At 60.2% G+C, this 15,134-nt stretch carries 20 protein-coding genes and 1 pseudogene; 10 read left to right on the forward strand and 11 right to left on the reverse strand.

Features of this window, described 5'->3' with window-relative positions; genetic code table 11:
* Positions 1–50: 50 nt before the first annotated feature.
* Positions 51–239 (reverse strand): DUF2188 domain-containing protein, encoded by a 189-nt coding sequence (locus C6Y56_RS16185; protein ID WP_096820121.1) that lies wholly within the window; start codon positions 237–239, stop codon positions 51–53.
* A gap of 219 nt (positions 240–458) precedes the next feature.
* On the opposite strand from C6Y56_RS16185, the gene C6Y56_RS16190 reads away from it, so the two are divergent.
* Positions 459–821: an NUDIX hydrolase gene (locus C6Y56_RS16190; RefSeq protein ID WP_169430735.1), complete on the forward strand. Its 363-nt coding sequence runs from the start codon at positions 459–461 to the stop codon at positions 819–821.
* A 1-nt stretch (position 822) separates the two neighbouring features.
* On the opposite strand, the gene C6Y56_RS16195 is transcribed toward C6Y56_RS16190, so the two are convergent.
* The 3 genes from C6Y56_RS16195 to C6Y56_RS16205 form a co-directional block, all read right to left on the reverse strand.
* Positions 823–1,065 (reverse strand): DUF1652 domain-containing protein, encoded by a 243-nt coding sequence (locus C6Y56_RS16195; protein ID WP_169430736.1) that lies wholly within the window; start codon positions 1,063–1,065, stop codon positions 823–825.
* A 122-nt stretch (positions 1,066–1,187) separates the two neighbouring features.
* Entirely contained in the window at positions 1,188–2,087 is a 900-nt protein-coding gene (locus C6Y56_RS16200) for a polysaccharide deacetylase family protein (RefSeq protein WP_169430737.1), read from the reverse strand.
* Positions 2,088–2,220: 133 nt separating this feature from the next.
* The gene (locus tag C6Y56_RS16205) at positions 2,221–3,168 is read right to left on the reverse strand and encodes an ABC transporter substrate-binding protein (protein WP_169430738.1); all 948 of its coding nucleotides are present in this window, start codon (positions 3,166–3,168) and stop codon (positions 2,221–2,223) included.
* Between the two features lie 293 nt (positions 3,169–3,461).
* Between C6Y56_RS16205 and C6Y56_RS16210 the strand changes: the two genes are divergently transcribed.
* From C6Y56_RS16210 to C6Y56_RS16225, 4 genes are all read left to right on the forward strand, one after another.
* Positions 3,462–4,448 carry an aliphatic sulfonate ABC transporter substrate-binding protein gene (locus tag C6Y56_RS16210; protein ID WP_169430739.1) on the forward strand — a complete coding sequence of 329 codons (987 nt, stop codon included), beginning with the start codon at positions 3,462–3,464 and terminating at the stop codon, positions 4,446–4,448.
* 61 nt (positions 4,449–4,509) lie between these two features.
* Positions 4,510–5,349, forward strand: coding sequence for an ABC transporter permease (locus C6Y56_RS16215; RefSeq protein ID WP_169430740.1), 840 nt, complete (start codon positions 4,510–4,512; stop codon positions 5,347–5,349).
* Between the two features lie 53 nt (positions 5,350–5,402).
* Positions 5,403–6,083: an SOS response-associated peptidase gene (locus tag C6Y56_RS16220; protein WP_169430741.1), complete on the forward strand. Its 681-nt coding sequence runs from the start codon at positions 5,403–5,405 to the stop codon at positions 6,081–6,083.
* Between the two features lie 268 nt (positions 6,084–6,351).
* Positions 6,352–6,624 (forward strand): hypothetical protein, encoded by a 273-nt coding sequence (locus tag C6Y56_RS16225; protein ID WP_169430742.1) that lies wholly within the window; start codon positions 6,352–6,354, stop codon positions 6,622–6,624.
* A gap of 46 nt (positions 6,625–6,670) precedes the next feature.
* Here the strand turns inward: C6Y56_RS16225 and C6Y56_RS16230 are convergent, their stop codons facing one another.
* The 3 genes from C6Y56_RS16230 to C6Y56_RS16240 are packed head-to-tail and all read right to left on the reverse strand — an operon-like array spanning position 6,671 to position 7,877.
* Positions 6,671–6,817 (reverse strand): hypothetical protein, encoded by a 147-nt coding sequence (locus C6Y56_RS16230; protein WP_169430743.1) that lies wholly within the window; start codon positions 6,815–6,817, stop codon positions 6,671–6,673.
* Between the two features lie 50 nt (positions 6,818–6,867).
* Entirely contained in the window at positions 6,868–7,179 is a 312-nt protein-coding gene (locus C6Y56_RS16235; RefSeq protein ID WP_164872179.1) for an AzlD domain-containing protein, read from the reverse strand.
* Positions 7,179–7,877 (reverse strand): AzlC family ABC transporter permease, encoded by a 699-nt coding sequence (locus C6Y56_RS16240; RefSeq protein WP_169430744.1) that lies wholly within the window; start codon positions 7,875–7,877, stop codon positions 7,179–7,181. The genes C6Y56_RS16235 and C6Y56_RS16240 overlap by 1 nt, the downstream gene beginning before the upstream one ends.
* A 154-nt stretch (positions 7,878–8,031) precedes the next feature.
* Between C6Y56_RS16240 and C6Y56_RS16245 the strand changes: the two genes are divergently transcribed.
* On the forward strand, positions 8,032–8,418 hold the full coding sequence (locus C6Y56_RS16245; RefSeq protein WP_169430745.1) for a DUF2784 domain-containing protein: 387 nt from the start codon (positions 8,032–8,034) through the stop codon (positions 8,416–8,418).
* On the opposite strand, the gene C6Y56_RS16250 is transcribed toward C6Y56_RS16245, so the two are convergent.
* Positions 8,415–8,936, reverse strand: coding sequence for a DUF3087 domain-containing protein (locus C6Y56_RS16250; protein WP_169430746.1), 522 nt, complete (start codon positions 8,934–8,936; stop codon positions 8,415–8,417). The genes C6Y56_RS16245 and C6Y56_RS16250 overlap by 4 nt on opposite strands.
* Before the next feature lie 211 nt (positions 8,937–9,147).
* On the opposite strand from C6Y56_RS16250, the gene ppnN reads away from it, so the two are divergent.
* The 3 genes from ppnN to C6Y56_RS16265 all read left to right on the forward strand — a co-directional run bounded on the left by ppnN (position 9,148) and on the right by C6Y56_RS16265 (position 11,735).
* Complete coding sequence (gene ppnN, locus C6Y56_RS16255; protein WP_169430747.1) at positions 9,148–10,521, forward strand: nucleotide 5'-monophosphate nucleosidase PpnN; 1,374 nt, start codon at positions 9,148–9,150, stop codon at positions 10,519–10,521.
* Between the two features lie 391 nt (positions 10,522–10,912).
* Positions 10,913–11,245: a hypothetical protein gene (locus C6Y56_RS16260; protein ID WP_169430748.1), complete on the forward strand. Its 333-nt coding sequence runs from the start codon at positions 10,913–10,915 to the stop codon at positions 11,243–11,245.
* A 280-nt stretch (positions 11,246–11,525) separates the two neighbouring features.
* Entirely contained in the window at positions 11,526–11,735 is a 210-nt protein-coding gene (locus tag C6Y56_RS16265) for a hypothetical protein (RefSeq protein ID WP_134826386.1), read from the forward strand.
* Here C6Y56_RS16265 and C6Y56_RS16270 read toward each other — a convergent pair.
* The 3 genes and pseudogenes from C6Y56_RS16270 to C6Y56_RS16280 all read right to left on the reverse strand — a co-directional run bounded on the left by C6Y56_RS16270 (position 11,729) and on the right by C6Y56_RS16280 (position 14,103).
* A complete protein-coding gene (locus C6Y56_RS16270) occupies positions 11,729–13,147 on the reverse strand; it encodes an FAD/NAD(P)-binding protein (RefSeq protein ID WP_169430749.1) in 1,419 nt (472 codons plus the stop codon). The genes C6Y56_RS16265 and C6Y56_RS16270 overlap by 7 nt on opposite strands.
* 59 nt (positions 13,148–13,206) lie before the next feature.
* Positions 13,207–13,373: pseudogene (locus C6Y56_RS16275) on the reverse strand (5,10-methylene tetrahydromethanopterin reductase); the annotation flags it as partial.
* Between the two features lie 166 nt (positions 13,374–13,539).
* Positions 13,540–14,103, reverse strand: a complete 564-nt coding sequence (locus C6Y56_RS16280) for a helix-turn-helix domain-containing protein (RefSeq protein WP_169430750.1) — start codon at positions 14,101–14,103, stop codon at positions 13,540–13,542.
* Positions 14,104–14,188: 85 nt separating this feature from the next.
* Between C6Y56_RS16280 and C6Y56_RS16285 the strand changes: the two genes are divergently transcribed.
* Entirely contained in the window at positions 14,189–15,127 is a 939-nt protein-coding gene (locus C6Y56_RS16285) for a DMT family transporter (RefSeq protein WP_169430751.1), read from the forward strand.
* The last annotated feature ends 7 nt before the right edge of the window (positions 15,128–15,134 follow it).

The following is a 15,134-nucleotide window of genomic DNA, read 5'->3' on the forward strand; positions in this document are numbered from 1 at the left end:
TCCTGCAACAAAAAAGCCCCGGACAACCGGGGCTTTTTCATTGCAGGCCTTCAACCTGTCTTGCGGCCGTGCGTGCGGCTCTTGTAACCCGGAAGTGCAGCGGCATACGCCAGCGCCTCCTCTCGGCTGGCGAAAGACGCCAGTCGATCACCCTGCGTGCAGACCCGCCACGGGCCGTTGTTCACACTCAGTACGTCATAGCCATTCATGTGCATTCTGTTCAGTATCGCCATGCTCATAGGCACCTCCTGTCGACTATCGATAGTCCAACTGCACATTTTCACCTTACACCGGGTTCGCCACCGCGTGCCGACCAGACGTCGCCCACTTCGGCGTCAAGTGTCTGGCACTTTTGCGTTTTTCGACCACTCTGACATCAAAAGGGCGCCTAAACCAAGGCACGGCGTGAATATTGCATTTTCATGACAGAATCATGACATTCAGCAACCGAGTAACAAATGAAAGTACGTGCAACCATCATCTGCGAACAGGATCGACACATTCTCCTGGTACGCAAACCCCGATGCCGCTGGAACTTGCCGGGCGGCAAGGTCGAGCCCGGCGAGGCCAGGGTTGACGCCGCGACACGCGAACTTGAGGAAGAAACCGGCCTGCTCGCCGATGGCTTGCTGTATCTGATGGAGCTGGAGGCCGGCAGCACCCGCCACCATGTCTATGAGGCATCGGTGCTGAATATTGAAGAAGTCCGGCCGCAGAACGAAATCGTCGATTGCATCTGGCATCCGCTGGACGCAGTGCAGAACCTGAGTGTCAGCGACGCAACGCTGCAAATCGTCCGGGCCTTTCAGCGCCGCCTCTGAGTCAGCCGGCGAACGCCCGGCGCCCGGCACTCATTTCAGTTCGCAACTCACCGATGAAGTTGGAGATGTCACGAATGGTGACCAGATGTTCCGGCGATACGCCGTTGAGCAGCAGATCGACCCGCCCGCTGTCAGGTTCGTAAACCTTGATCTGCAACAGCCCCTGCCCCGTTTCCGTGCAATCACAGCAAAGGGGCGAAAAGCCGGATTCGACGATGCGGCAAATGTCGGCAATGGCAAGCATGGGTGGACGCCTCGTGGGCGAAGGATCGGTCGACCCATTGAGCATAGATGAGCGTTTCGACCTTGCGCGAGCGGCAGACAGCGAAAAAATGCCAAGCGCTTCACATCTTTGAATCGGCACACTCAATTGGCGTCGCGGCCCCAGATCCAGTTCCAGATTCCCGGCAGCCGAACCGGGTCCGAACTCTTCTGCACCGTACGCGCCAGCGCGGCTTTTTCCAGCAGCGCATGATCGTCGTAGAACGGTTTGTCCGCCAGGCGCACGCCGGTGGCTGCGGCGCTGTCGAGCAGAATCTGCAGATACTCGCGGGCATGTCGCGCGGTATAGCGGTTGAGGTCATGGAACGTCACTACCACCGGGATCACCCCGTCCACCGTCGGCAATTCACCGAGGGCGATTCGCTCACGCACTTGCGACAGCTGACGCAACAGGTTCGCCCGACGCCGTGGGCTGGCATTGAAGCCCCAGATCTTGCCGTCATTGGCGCTCAGATCGGTCAGTAACACATGCAGACCATGTTTCTGATACGCCGCGAACGTACGTTTGTCGTAATTCCAGAATGGCGGACGCAGCAGCACCGGAGGCGCGCCGGTGATCGCCGCGATGTCCGCCGTGCCATTGGTGAGTGACGTTTCGAGTTCCTGCGGATCGAGCGAGCGATGGTTGGTGTGCCAGTGGGTCGCCGTATGAAAACCCAGAATGTGACCTTCATCGTGTTCGCGATGCATGATCCGCCGGCCGATCTCGCTGTTGCCGGCCCTTGGCGCACGGGTCTGGACGAAAAACACCGCTTTGATATCAGGCTGCAGCGGGTTGTCTTTCAGACTGTCGAGTACGGTTTCGGTCGGATTGTAGAAACTCGAGGCACTGGGACCGTCATCGAAGGTCAGCAGAAATTTCACCGGAGCCTGCGCATCCAGACGCGATCGGGTCTGCTCAGTCATTTCGATAGGGGCCGCAATACACCCCGCCAGCCCGCTGATGATGGCTACAGCGCAGAAAAGCTTGAACCAGAGTTTCATGTTTTGCCTTGAGCCCGACCGTTGCGGTCACGTTGTCGATTGGCAAAACTCCCTCGCCGCTGCTGCCTCCCTGCGACCCACTGAAATGGGCCGAGGTTGGATAAAGATAACAGGGTTTTGTTCCAGTGCTCACTCAGTGCGCCAATGCCTGCTGGAACGAGGTATCGATAATGCCTGCCGTGGCCAGCGGAGCCGGCAGCGCCTTGACCTTGAACAGGAAGTCCGCGGTGCCTTGCAGATCGGCAGCGGCTTGCTGGTCCACCGGACCGACAGTCATGTGCGCCTGGCGCAACCAGTGCCGCGAGACTTCCTGATCGAGATTGGCTTTCTTCGCCCACAGGTCCGCGTATTCGTCGGTATGGTTGTCAACCCACGCCCGGGCCTGTTTCAGACGCCCAAGAAAGTCGGCAATCGCCTCACGCTTGCTGTCGATGGACGGCGCGGAAGCGGCGATGGCGCTCAAGCCCGGCATGAGGTTTTTTGCGGTCAGAATCGGTCGTGCGCCTGAGAACACGATCTGCTGGGAAATGTACGGCTCCCACACCGGGAAAGCATCGATGCTGCCCTGAGGCAAAGCCGCAGCGGCGTCGATCGGCATCAGTTTGACGAATTCGACGTAGTTCTCCGGCAGGCCGCCCTGCTCCAGCGCTCGCAGGGTCAACTGCTGACTCCAGGCACCCGGCCAGTAGGCGACTTTCTTGCCCTTCAGGTCCTCGATGGTTTTCACCGGCGAATCTTTGGGCACCAACAGAGCGATGGTGTCCGGGTTCTGCCGTGACACGCCGATCAGTTTTACCGGCGCCTGCTTGGCAGCGAGAAACAGAAAGCCCGAATCGCCGAGAAAGCCCAGGTCCAGCGAACCGGTCTGCAACGCCTCAGCCAGCGGTGCGGCGGCCTGGAAGTGTTTCCAGTCGACGGTGTAAGGCGCGTCCTTCAAGACGCCGGACGCTTCTACCGAGGCGCGGATGTTGTAGTAATTCTGGTCACCGACATGCAGGACCAAGGGATCAGCAGCGTAGGTCAATGGCGTGGCAAACAATGCGCTGGTCAACGCGGCGCGTAGGAAACGGGAGAGCTTCATGGCGAGTCCTGCAAAGGGGATTTTTATAGACCATAACGCTCTTACAAATCTAACTTGAAATTCGATTAGCGCATAAGCTCAGCACTGTCGATGAACGCTGTCTGTCTGGCAACAGTGGCGCGGCACAGTGTTTGTCCTGCAACAGTTCAAAGCGCACAAACCCTCTGAAAACCCCGTAAACACGGCGCTCAAGGCGTATGGCACAGAGCCTGCAATATTCCATTCATGCAGGAAGCATTCGATAAAAATATCTTTTTTGACATAAGAACCTGTTGCCTTGCCGGAGCGTGCCCATGAAATCCCCTTTACCGTTTTCCCGAATCAAAACCCTGCTCGCGGCCTGCGCTGTGGCCCTGAGCCTGCAACCTTTCGCCCAGGCGGAGCAATCGCCACCCGCCGAAGTGCATCTGGACTATGCCTATTACTCGCCGGTCAGCCTGGCGCTCAAACATTTGGGCTATCTGGAAAAGGCCCTGCCTCAGAGCAAGGTCAGTTGGGTGTTGAGCCAGGGCAGCAACCGTTCGCTGGAGTACCTCAACAGCGGCGGCGTGGACTTCGCTTCGTCCGCCAGTCTTGCCGCCGTGCTGAGCCGCGCCAACGGCAGCCCGATCAAATCGGTGTACGTCTACAGCCGCGCCGAATGGACCGCGCTGGTGGTGCGCAAGGACTCGCCATACCAGACCGTTGCCGACCTCAAGGGCAAGAAAATCGCCGCCACCAAAGGCACCGACCCGTACCTGTTCACCTTGCGCAGCCTGCAACAGGCCGGGCTGAAAAAAGACGATGTGGAACTGGTGCACCTGCAACACCCGGACGGCCGCACCGCCCTGGAGAAAGGCGACGTCGACGCCTGGGCCGGACTCGATCCGCACATGGCCGCCAGCCAGGTACAGGCAGGCTCACGCCTGCTGTACCGCAATCGCGACTTCAACAGCTACGGCGTGATCAGCGTCACCGAGCAATACGCCAAGGAACATCCACAAACCATCGACACTGTGATCAAGGCCTACGAACAGGCCCGCGAGTGGTCGGTGAAGAACCCGGACGAGCTGGCCAAGTTGCTCGCCAGCGAATCCGGCCTGCCGCTGGACGTGGCCAGGCTGCAACTGTCGCGCACCGACCTCGGCAGTCCGCAACTGACGGCGAAGGACGTGCTCGCCTCGAAAGCCGCCGCGCCGATTCTGGTCTCCGAAGAGCTGGTGCGCCGTGGAGTGAATGTCGATCAGGTGATCGATCAATTGATCGACACCGGTTTCCAGCAAGTCGCCGCCGCCCAGTAACCGATCAGGCTCGCGACAAATCCGCGCCCGACGCGGATTTGTCGTGAGCGGAGTACCGTCCATGAGCAATGACCTGCCCGCCCGCCTCGCCGTGTCGCTGCCGCGCCCGCAACCCCGGCCGTTGAATCCGCTCTGGCAGCGGCGGCTGAAGGGGCTCGCCCTGCCGCTGCTGATCGTGATCGCCCTGGAGATCATCGTGCGCGTCGGCTGGCTGCCGTCCTATCAGATGCCTGCACCGAGCGAAGTCGCCCTGACCCTCACCGATCTGGCCGAAGGCGCACTGTGGAAACACATCGGCGCCAGCCTGATTCGCGTGCTGATCGGGTTTGCCATTGGCGCAAGCCTTGCCCTGGTATTTGCGGCATGGGTCGGCCTGAGCCGGGAGGCCGAGGCGTACCTGGAACCGACCTTTGCCGCGTTGCGTTCGATCCCGAGCCTGGCCTGGGTGCCGCTGTTGCTTTTATGGCTGGGCATCGACGAGACCTCGAAAATCGTCCTGATCGCCATTGGCGCTTTCTTCCCGGTGTACGTCAACGTAGTCGCGGCGATCCGTAACATCGACCGCAAACTGGTGGAAGTCGGCCACATCTATGGTTTCACTCACCTGCAACTGGTGCGCCGGATTCTGCTGCCCGCCGCCCTGCCCGGCCTGTTCACCGGGCTGCGCAGCGGCATGAGTCTGGCGTGGATGTTTCTGGTGGCGGCCGAACTGATCGCAGCGACCAAAGGGCTGGGTTACCTGCTCAGTGACGGTCGCGAAACTTCAAGGCCGGACATCGTGCTGGCTGCGATCATCGTCCTGGCGCTGCTGGGCAAACTCAGCGACGGTTTGCTTGCGGTGGTGGAACGCCGCTGGCTGGTCTGGCGCGACGCGTTTACTGGTCAGGGCAGCAAGGAGTGAACCGTGCAACTAAGCTGAAACCTTCAGGCAGCTGTGCGCCGGAGGGTCGGCCAATGTGCGGAAGACTGTCGCAATACCGGGGCATCCACGATTTTGTCGCGGTGCTGAGCATTCCCGATGCGCTGATCAATCACGTCGGCGACGCACCGCTGGCGCATTACAACGCCGCACCCACCACGTCACTGGCGATCCTCCATCAGCACCAACAACGGCTATACGCCGACAATCTGCGGTGGGGCTGGCGCCCGCACTGGGCCAAGGATCGCGCCGCGCCGATCAACGCGCGGGTGGAAAAAGTCGCCCACGGGCCGTTCTTTCGAGCGATCTGGCGTCATCGGCTGATCGTGCCGGTCGACAACTGGTTCGAATGGGTCGACGCCCCCGACAAAAGCCGCCAGCCCTGGCTGATTCGTCGCGCCGATCATCAACCGGTTTTCTGCGCCGCCATCGGCCAGTTTCCGACACCCGGCGAACCTCCACGGGAAGACGACGGCTTCGTCATCATCACTGCCAACAGCGAAGGCGGCCTGCTCGATGTGCATGACCGGCGCCCGATCGTGCTGCGCGCCGAACGGGTGCAGGAATGGCTCGATCCCGCCACGCCCACCGAACGCGCCGAGCAGATGTTGCTGTTCGAAGCCGAACCCAGCGAAGCGTTCCAATGGCACAAAGTCGGCAAAGCGGTGGGCAACTCCCGCAATCAGGGTGCGGAATTGATTGAAGCGGTGACGTAAATAAATGCCGATGCGGTGCGTTATCAAGCGCAGGATTCCACGAATTGAATCCTGCGCGTTACACCCGGTGTTTCAAACGCGAAACATTCAACATAAACAGTCGTTTGATTGAACTAACCGCCTGTCTGACATTTCAACCGTCATACATACATTTACAAACACTACAGATAGCATGCGCGCCGCATTTCCTTTTGGCATACCAGTTGACCAAAGAGTCAGCAAAACCAGGAATACCCTCCAAACTTAACAAGCCTTGCAGAGAACTAAGTTGCGCGACGATTTTGCAATCAAACAGGCCAATGGCCTGGAGTGTATCTATCTGTCCATGACAGAACGCTTTCAGCTCGACTGTTTTATCGGCCACTACATAAAGACTCGAAACCTGCGTGACGTCCCCGAGATCGATCGCATCCTGCGCACCGCCCTCGAAAGCTATCCCTGCCACCCGCCAGTGATGGTCAACGAGCTCAATGCCTGGATCGACAAGACCTTGGGCTATCGGGCCGCACACCCCGACTTCACACAATTGGAAGAGCTTTGATGAAACGAAAAAGCCCCGCACTCGCGGGGCTTTTTCGTTGCAGGGTTCAGGGCTTGAGAGGACGTTCCTGGTCACGATCGGACAACTCGCGGCTGTCGTCGTGTTTCCAGGTCTGCTCCTTGTGTTTCTCCCGCTCGATCTCTTCTTCGCTCGGTTCTTCATCTTCTTCGGGACGTTTCTGCTCGGTTGCCATGTTCACCTCGCTATCTGAAAGTCATCTTTCAAGCGTAGAACACCCGCAACTTATAGCCACCAGCGCAAGAGGAAGAAGAACGCCATGCTCAATAGCATGCTGAGCAACGTATTGCGTGTGTAGATCACCAGTCCGATGGCCACTAACGAACTCAGCAGATAAGGGTTGTCCCACTGCAGATTCAGCTGTTTGTCCGGCATGAACACGATCGGTCCACAAATCGCGGTCAACATGCCCGGTACGGCGAAACCCAGAAATTGTCGTGCGTTGCTGCTCAAGCGCACCGGCAATCGAGGTTCGAGAAATACGTAGCGGTTGAGGAACACCAGAATTCCCATGCCGAAAATCACTGCCCAGACCATCATGTGCGCTCCCGATACAGCTTGTTGCAGACAAACCCCGCCATCATTCCCGCCAGTCCCGACAGCACCAGCGCCGAACCCCACTGCCAGTAACTGAACAACACCGAGCAGAACAGCGACACCGCCACACACACCACTGTCGGCACATTGCGCACCACGGGTGTGATCAGTGCAATGAATGTGGCGGCAATCGAGAAGTCCAGACCCAGGTGCTCAAGCCCCGGAATACTGCTGCCCAGAACGATGCCAGCCAGGGTGAAGAGGTTCCACGCGATGTAGAACGTCAGGCCGACGCCGAGGGCGTACCAGCGGTTGAACTGCTGACGGTCGTGCTGACTGGTCAGGGCGAACAGTTCGTCAGTGAGCAAAAAACCAAGGCCGACACGCCAGCGCCCCGGCAACGGTGAGATCACGTGGCGCATGCTCATGCCATAAAGCAAATGCTGCGACGTCAACAGCAAGGTGGTCAGCAGAATCGAGAAAATCCCCGCGCCGCCCTTGAGCATGCCGATCGCCACCAGTTGCGCGGCACCGGCAAACACGATGGTGGACAAGCCCTGCCCTTGCAGCGGCGTGAGGTTGGCTTCGATCGCCATGGAGCCGGCCAACAGCCCCCACGGCGCAGTTGCCAGGGATAGCGGCATGATCGCCGCGGCTCCGCGAAGAAAGGCACTGCGCGGCATTAATGAGTCAGACATAACACTCTTCAACCGTGAGACAAGACCCCGGACTCTGCCCGCAAACGCCATCGGCTGGCTTGAACAATCTTGCTCAGTTGCGAGAATTCGCCCTGCCATGAGCCGCCGACCGGCGTACCATTGCAGCCATTCACATCTGCGTCAGGGAGACGACATGCTGTATCGAATTGCCGCCGACGGGCTGGTGCTGTTTCACCTTTCGTTCATTCTGTTCGTGCTGTTCGGCGGGCTGCTGGTGCTCAAGTGGCATCGAGTGGCATGGCTACATCTGCCGGCCGCCACCTGGGGCGTGATGGTCGAGGTACTGCACCTGACCTGCCCGTTGACCTATTGGGAAAACCTGATGCGCCACGCCGCCGGGCAAACCGAATATGCCGGCGGTTTCATCGAGCATTACGTCTGGCCGATCATCTACCCGGCGGGACTTACCCCGCAGATTCAACTCGCGCTGGGCAGCGTGGTACTCGCAATCAACCTGCTCGTCTACGGGCGCCTGATCCGCCAGTGGCAACTGCGTCGCGCCGCACGCATTCCGTTTTAGCGCGCTTTCAAAGCGTCCAGCCAGGCCGGATCGAGGCGCGTCTGATCGGTGTCCAGACCGAGCGCCTGCATCCGTGTCTTGTGCGCTTCGACTTCCCGATTCAATTGCGCGTGATCGCTGGAGTTGCCGTCCAGTTCATGCATTTGCGTCAGGCCGAGGTGATAGAAACGCAGCACCTTCATCGCAGTCGGATCGCCCGCCTCAACCGCCGCCGTCACCTGATGCATGACATTGGTGACGCTCATCAGGCTGCGCTTGAGCCGCCAGCCGTATACCGCCGGGGCCATCCAGGTCTGGTTCCAGAAACGCCCGCGCAGCAACGCCGCCGTCAGCAGGAATGCGCCGAATACCCCGCCAACATTGAACCGCAGATTATCCCCGCCCGGCTCGCCGAACAGCGCCACCGCCACGGTCGAGAATGCCATCGCCAACACCAGGAACAACACCGCGATGATCAGCGTGCTGCGCCGGGTCTGCTGGCGATAAGTAATGGCATCGATCGGTTGAATCTCGAACATCGCGACAGGCTTCCATGGCTTGAAATAAAAAGAGGCTGGCGCATTATCGCCTCTGAGGCGGATTTAGCTATGCTGGAGCTCCTTTTCATCTTTTCATCGTCCAGCGGGGGACATGGCGATACCACGCAGATCGTGCCATCTTCATTCATGGATACACTCTATTCGGATGCCATTGGCCAGCCGGCAATGACATCGTTTTAAGGATCACTGCATGACCCAACGACACGTAATCAACGCCTCGGTCAGCCCAAAAGGCAGCCTGGAAACCCTTTCCCAACGTGAAGTTCAGCAACTGAGCCAGGCCGGAACCGGCAGCACCTACACCCTCTTCCGCCAGTGCGCCCTGGCCATCCTCAACACCGGCGCCCATGTCGACAACGCAAAAACCATTCTGGAAGCCTACAAGGACTTCGAAATCCGCATCCACCAACAGGATCGCGGTGTGCGCCTGGAACTGCTGAACGCCCCGGCCGACGCCTTCGTCGACGGCGAAATGATCGCCAGCACCCGGGAAATGCTGTTCAGCGCCCTGCGCGACATCGTCTACACCGAAAACGAACTCGATGCCCTGAGCATCGACCTCAGCACTTCCCAGGGCATCAGCGACTACGTCTTCCACCTGCTGCGCAACGCGCGCACCCTGCGCCCGGGCGTCGAGCCGAAGATCGTCGTGTGCTGGGGCGGTCACTCGATCAACACCGAAGAATACAAATACACCAAGAAAGTCGGCCACGAACTGGGCCTGCGCAGCCTCGACATCTGCACCGGCTGCGGCCCCGGCGTGATGAAAGGCCCGATGAAAGGTGCGACCATCGCCCACGCCAAGCAGCGGATTCATGGCGGTCGCTATCTGGGCCTGACCGAGCCAGGCATCATCGCCGCCGAAGCGCCGAACCCGATCGTCAATGAGCTGGTGATCCTGCCAGACATCGAAAAACGCCTGGAAGCCTTCGTCCGCGTTGGCCACGGCATCATCATCTTCCCGGGCGGCGCCGGCACTGCCGAAGAATTCCTGTACCTGCTGGGCATCCTGATGCACCCAGACAACGCCGGCCTGCCGTTTCCGGTGATCCTGACCGGGCCGAAACACGCCGCGCCGTACCTGGAACAACTGGACGCCTTCGTCACCGCCACCCTCGGCGAGGCAGCGAAGCAGCACTACGAAATCATCATTGACGACCCGGTCGAAGTGGCTCGGCAGATGACCGCGGGCCTCAAAGCCGTGAAGCAGTTCCGCCGCGAGCGCGCCGACGCGTTCCACTTCAACTGGCTGCTGAAGATCGACGAAGGCTTCCAGCGCCCGTTCGATCCGACCCACGAAAACATGGCTAACCTCAAGCTGCACCGCGACCAGCCACCCCATGAACTGGCGGCCAACCTGCGCCGCGCGTTTTCCGGGATCGTCGCCGGCAACGTCAAGGACAAGGGCATCCGCCTGATCGAGGAACACGGGCCGTACCAGATCCGTGGTGACGCCGCGATCATGCAGCCCCTCGATCTGCTGCTCAAAGCCTTCGTCGCCCAGCACCGGATGAAACTGCCGGGCGGCGCGGCGTATGTGCCGTGCTACCGCGTGGTGTCCTGACCATCAATGTACAAGCCCTGAAGACCCGTTCTTCAGGGCACCCCACAACATTGTGGAAGCGGGCTTGCCCGCGAAGGCGCCATCGAATTCAGCATCATTGTTGACTGACAGACCGCTTTCGCGAGCAAGCTCGCTTCCACAAAAAGAGTGTGAACCCACCACATCCCGATCCTGATGCTCACCGCCCGCGACGACCAGACCGACCGCGTCCTCGGCCTGGAAACGGGCGCCGAATCCTGATGGATTTGTATCGCTCTGTATAAATTCGCCGCGCAGATACGTAACCCGTGTTTTCGGGCCCCATCACCACATATCAGCGATACACCCTCGCGATTGAATGAACCCACCAGAAAGCACTGGCTCACTCATCTCAAACGCAAGGAGAAGCACCATGTTCAAGTCCACTAAATCCCTGGTACTCGCACTCAGCCTGCTCGGCGGCCTGGCTTTGGCCGACCTGGCATCCGCCAGCTCCCAGCCGCTGATCGCCGAATACGGTTCGGAAAACCTGCAGAAGGATCGCGTTGCCGAAGGTGGCGCGGATCGCTTGCAGGAACTGCGTGAGCGGGTGGCTGAAGGTGACGCCGACCGCTTGCAGGAGTTGCATGAGCGCGTCGCCGAGGTTGGTGCCGACCGCTTGCAGGAACTGCGCGAACGTTCCGCCCGCAGCGTGCTGGTCGCCGAGAACCGTCCCGAGTTCGGTTCCAAGTACCAGCGCTACTGATCATTTGTACCGGCTGTTGTCGATTCCTGCCGGGGGCGCTCTGCCCCCGCAGCGATCACTAACGATAAGCCTTGTTCTCTGACACAAAAGCCCCGCTGTTTCCCCAAGACAGCCACCGGTACGCAGCCTGCGCGAGGCCGATCACCTGGGCCGGATCACCGTGCCGCGCTGATCACGCATCAACGTCTTTGATAACAACTATCTGAAAAGGTGTTTTTTCTTCTGGCGCCGGTCGCCCTAAAGTGGCAGTCACCTTCCTCCCACTTTCTGGTACAGACCCATGAAAGACTTCATTGCCCTTGGGTTTATCGTCGCCCTGATCGGTGCCACTTCCGCCGCAATCGCCAGCGCACATGGCCACGGGCCGGCTGTCGCCATGACCGGTACCGTGAATGTCGACACCGTTGGCATTGACCGTGAGGCCCGTGGCAGTGTGGAGCAGAATCTTTACGTCGCGCAAAACGATTCCGGATTCGCCTACGACTATTGAGCCACCAGCCGCGTGGCCAACGCCTTGGCCTGCGACGCAACATCGGTCACCGCCGTACTTTCCCACCACATCCCTCTCAGTGGCGGGCCCATCGCGAACAGTCTTTGTGACGCTTTCCCCTGCGCATCCTGCACCGCACCATCCTCTGCCGCCGCGATCCCCAGCGCCAACGGCCCCGGTTGCACCAGCCCACGGGCCAGCAACTGCTGCGGCAAAGGCCGATCGACCCGGCGCCAATCGTATTCGATACCACTGGAATTGATCAGCGCCGCGCCTTGCACCACGCAAGTTGCATTTTCGCCCCGACGACGGATGCGGATACCGACGCCTGCACCCGACACCTGTTCAAGTCCTTTATAAGAAGCGGCATGAATCTGCAGGCGCCCTTCGCGGTGCAGACGCTCGACCAGTTCCGCACTCAGCGGCGGTGAGCGATGGTGATGGCTCTCCCACCACGGCCGCACATGCCGCACGAATTGCCGGCGTTGCACATCAGTGGCCTGGCTCCACAGCCGGCCGATATGAGCGCGCACCGTGTCCAGCGGCGCCTGCCAGTCGATACCCTGAGCGATTGCGTCTTTGCAATGCCGGCGCAACTCGCGCAATAGCTGACGTGGTGAGCGAATACCGTGGTCCTCGGCAAGGAAATCCGCCCAGGCCGGTGGTTGTCGACGCACATGGGGCAGCAGCCCGTGCCGGGAAAACACCTCGATCGGCCCGCGATGCCCGGCCTGTTCCAGCGAGACCACGGCATCAACCATGGTCAGGCCGGAGCCGATGATCAGCACCGTGGATTGCGGATCGAGTTGACGCATGGCCGCGACATCCCACGGATCGAGCGCCGCTGCATTGAGGCCGCTGGATTCTTTTTGAGGGGTGCGGGCAGCCGGGAACATCCCGGTCGCCAACACTGCAAAAGCGCCGTGCAGTTGCTGACCGTCATTCAAGGTGAGCTGCACGGAATCGCTGGCAGCCTGAACATCGACCACTTCGGCGCGCACATGCTCGACCGTCGACCCGTGTTGCGCGCCCACCTGCTGCGCTTCGGCCAGACGCTGCTGCACGTACACACCGAACAGCCCCCGTGGCGGAAACAGTTCGCTGACCGGCACATGCTGCTGATCCGACTCCGGCCAACCGCCAGCGGCAATGTGAGCGGTCAGCCATTGGGTCAAATCATCGGCATTGTCCGGATCAACGCTCATCCGGGCCGCGTTGCCGTTGAGCGTATGGCCCAGTTCCACCGCGCTGTACGCTTCGCCCCGGCCCAGTTCGGCCCGGGGCTCGATCACCAGAATCTTTCTGCGCCCCGGCAAACGCAGCAATTGCACCGCCAGCATCGTGCCGCTGAGGCCGCCGCCGACAATCAGGATGTCAGCGTGACGCAGTGCGGTCGTATCGGTTTGAGTCATGCCGTTCTCGCTGCTGAGGGTTTGCTCAAGTCAGTGTCGTGCAGACGCCGCGAAGGCGTCTAGACGGACGCGACTTTTTTCTCCTGCCGATGCAGCTCGCCCAGGTTTCGATACCCGCTGCCCGGAGGGATCTCCGGCAACCTGGCCCCTCGCCAAACAGTTTCTCGCGCAAGGTCCCCGGCGCGTACTCGGTCTTGTAGACACCGCGCCTCTGCAACTCCGGCACCCGCATATGAGGCGACTCCGTGGTTTCCGGATGAGGATCCAGAACCCTTAGCAGGAGTCATGCCTGAATATATATTCTTTATTTATCAATAGATTGAGATAACAACTTAAAGCAGTCTGCACGCAGGGTGAAGCAAACTGTTTATCCGCTGTCGGCCCTGCAACAGTCAGATCACCACATTGCGCACGAACCGCGCGGCCACGTCCCCATCGTTGCGATAGGTGTGCGGCTGGTTACTGGCGAACATGAAAAACTCCCCGGCCGCGATCTGTTGGGGTTGATCGCCGAGCATCAGCGTCAGGCAGCCTTCGAACACAAAAATCTGCTCGCTCCAGCCGTCGGCGTCCGGTTGCGAGGGATAGACCTCGCCCGGTTGCAGGCACCATTCCCACTGTTCCACCGCGCGAGTGGCGTTGGCCTTGGACAGCAAAACGGCTTTGCTGCCGGGGATGCTGCCGGCCCAGGCGAGTTCGTTGATACGACCCGGATCGCGATTGTCCGGGGCCTGGATCAGATCGCTGAAGGCCACTTCGAGGGCTTCGGCGACGCGGTCGAGGGTGGTCAGGCTGACATTCTTCTCGCCGGCCTCGATGGCCACCAGCATCCGCCGGCTGACCCCGGACTTTTCCGCCAGGGCCGTCTGACTCATGTCGGCGGCGTGGCGCAGGCGTCGGACGTTCTGGCTGACGTGTTGCAGGACCGAAGCCCGCTGAACGGAATCTCTGTGCACTATATTGCTCACTGGCTGGGGTTGGGCAGTATACTGCGCAACATTTGGCGCATTGTGCGTCCCCTCCTTAAAAGTACGCAAGGTCATGACGTCAGCTAACTCCACTCAAACTCCCCTGCGATTTTCCCGGTTCAGCAAAGCCGAGTGCGTGCTGGTGCTGATCACCATGCTCTGGGGCGGCACCTTTCTGCTGGTGCAGCACGCGATGACCGTCAGTGGCCCGATGTTTTTCGTCGGTCTGCGCTTTGCCGCCGCCGCGAGCATCGTTGCGTTGTTCTCGTGGAAACACTTGCGCGAACTGACCCTGTTCGAACTAAAGGCCGGCGCTTTTATCGGGGTGGCGATCATGCTCGGTTATGGCTTGCAGACCGTCGGTTTGCAGAGCATTCCCAGCAGTCAGTCGGCGTTCATCACCGCGCTTTACGTGCCGTTCGTGCCGCTGTTGCAATGGCTGGTGCTGGGCCGGCGCCCGGGTTTGATGCCGAGCATCGGCATCATGCTGGCGTTTACCGGGTTGATGCTGCTGTCGGGGCCGTCCGGCGCTTCGTTGAATTTCAGCCCAGGTGAAATCGCCACGCTGATCAGCGCCATTGCCATAGCGGCCGAGATCATTCTGATCAGCACCTATGCGGGTCAGGTCGATGTGCGCCGCGTAACCGTGGTGCAGCTGGCGACGACTTCGGTGCTGTCGTTTTTGATGGTGGTACCGACCGGAGAGACGATTCCGGACTTCTCGTGGTTGTTGCTGAGCACCGCCCTGGGCCTGGGCGCGATGAGTGCGGCAATTCAGGTGGCGATGAACTGGGCACAAAAAAGTGTTTCGCCAACCCGCGCGACCCTGATCTACGCTGGTGAGCCCGTGTGGGCGGGGATCGTCGGACGCATCGCCGGAGAGCGTCTGCCAGCGATTGCATTGGTGGGTGCGGGACTGATCGTGGCGGCAGTGATCGTCAGTGAACTGAAGACCAAAGGTAAAGAGACACAAACGGTCACGGAAGAATTGGAGCACGAGACCGAAGGCTGAACGGGGG

It is taken from the genome of Pseudomonas fluorescens, assembly GCF_012974785.1.
Lineage (GTDB): Bacteria > Pseudomonadota > Gammaproteobacteria > Pseudomonadales > Pseudomonadaceae > Aquipseudomonas > Aquipseudomonas fluorescens_BT.

Bases quoted from the DNA above. Each gene is read 5' to 3' on its own strand.
- C6Y56_RS16185 (WP_096820121.1), bottom strand. From the start codon at position 239: ATGAGCATGGCGATACTGAACAGAATGCACATGAATGGCTATGACGTA.
- C6Y56_RS16190 (WP_169430735.1), top strand. From the start codon at position 459: ATGAAAGTACGTGCAACCATCATCTGCGAACAGGATCGACACATTCTC.
- C6Y56_RS16195 (WP_169430736.1), bottom strand. From the start codon at position 1,065: ATGCTTGCCATTGCCGACATTTGCCGCATCGTCGAATCCGGCTTTTCG.
- C6Y56_RS16200 (WP_169430737.1), bottom strand. From the start codon at position 2,087: ATGAAACTCTGGTTCAAGCTTTTCTGCGCTGTAGCCATCATCAGCGGG.
- C6Y56_RS16205 (WP_169430738.1), bottom strand. From the start codon at position 3,168: ATGAAGCTCTCCCGTTTCCTACGCGCCGCGTTGACCAGCGCATTGTTT.
- C6Y56_RS16210 (WP_169430739.1), top strand. From the start codon at position 3,462: ATGAAATCCCCTTTACCGTTTTCCCGAATCAAAACCCTGCTCGCGGCC.
- C6Y56_RS16215 (WP_169430740.1), top strand. From the start codon at position 4,510: ATGAGCAATGACCTGCCCGCCCGCCTCGCCGTGTCGCTGCCGCGCCCG.
- C6Y56_RS16220 (WP_169430741.1), top strand. From the start codon at position 5,403: ATGTGCGGAAGACTGTCGCAATACCGGGGCATCCACGATTTTGTCGCG.
- C6Y56_RS16230 (WP_169430743.1), bottom strand. From the start codon at position 6,817: ATGGCAACCGAGCAGAAACGTCCCGAAGAAGATGAAGAACCGAGCGAA.
- C6Y56_RS16235 (WP_164872179.1), bottom strand. From the start codon at position 7,179: ATGGTCTGGGCAGTGATTTTCGGCATGGGAATTCTGGTGTTCCTCAAC.
- C6Y56_RS16240 (WP_169430744.1), bottom strand. From the start codon at position 7,877: ATGTCTGACTCATTAATGCCGCGCAGTGCCTTTCTTCGCGGAGCCGCG.
- C6Y56_RS16245 (WP_169430745.1), top strand. From the start codon at position 8,032: ATGCTGTATCGAATTGCCGCCGACGGGCTGGTGCTGTTTCACCTTTCG.
- C6Y56_RS16250 (WP_169430746.1), bottom strand. From the start codon at position 8,936: ATGTTCGAGATTCAACCGATCGATGCCATTACTTATCGCCAGCAGACC.
- ppnN (WP_169430747.1), top strand. From the start codon at position 9,148: ATGACCCAACGACACGTAATCAACGCCTCGGTCAGCCCAAAAGGCAGC.
- C6Y56_RS16260 (WP_169430748.1), top strand. From the start codon at position 10,913: ATGTTCAAGTCCACTAAATCCCTGGTACTCGCACTCAGCCTGCTCGGC.
- C6Y56_RS16265 (WP_134826386.1), top strand. From the start codon at position 11,526: ATGAAAGACTTCATTGCCCTTGGGTTTATCGTCGCCCTGATCGGTGCC.
- C6Y56_RS16270 (WP_169430749.1), bottom strand. From the start codon at position 13,147: ATGACTCAAACCGATACGACCGCACTGCGTCACGCTGACATCCTGATT.
- C6Y56_RS16285 (WP_169430751.1), top strand. From the start codon at position 14,189: ATGACGTCAGCTAACTCCACTCAAACTCCCCTGCGATTTTCCCGGTTC.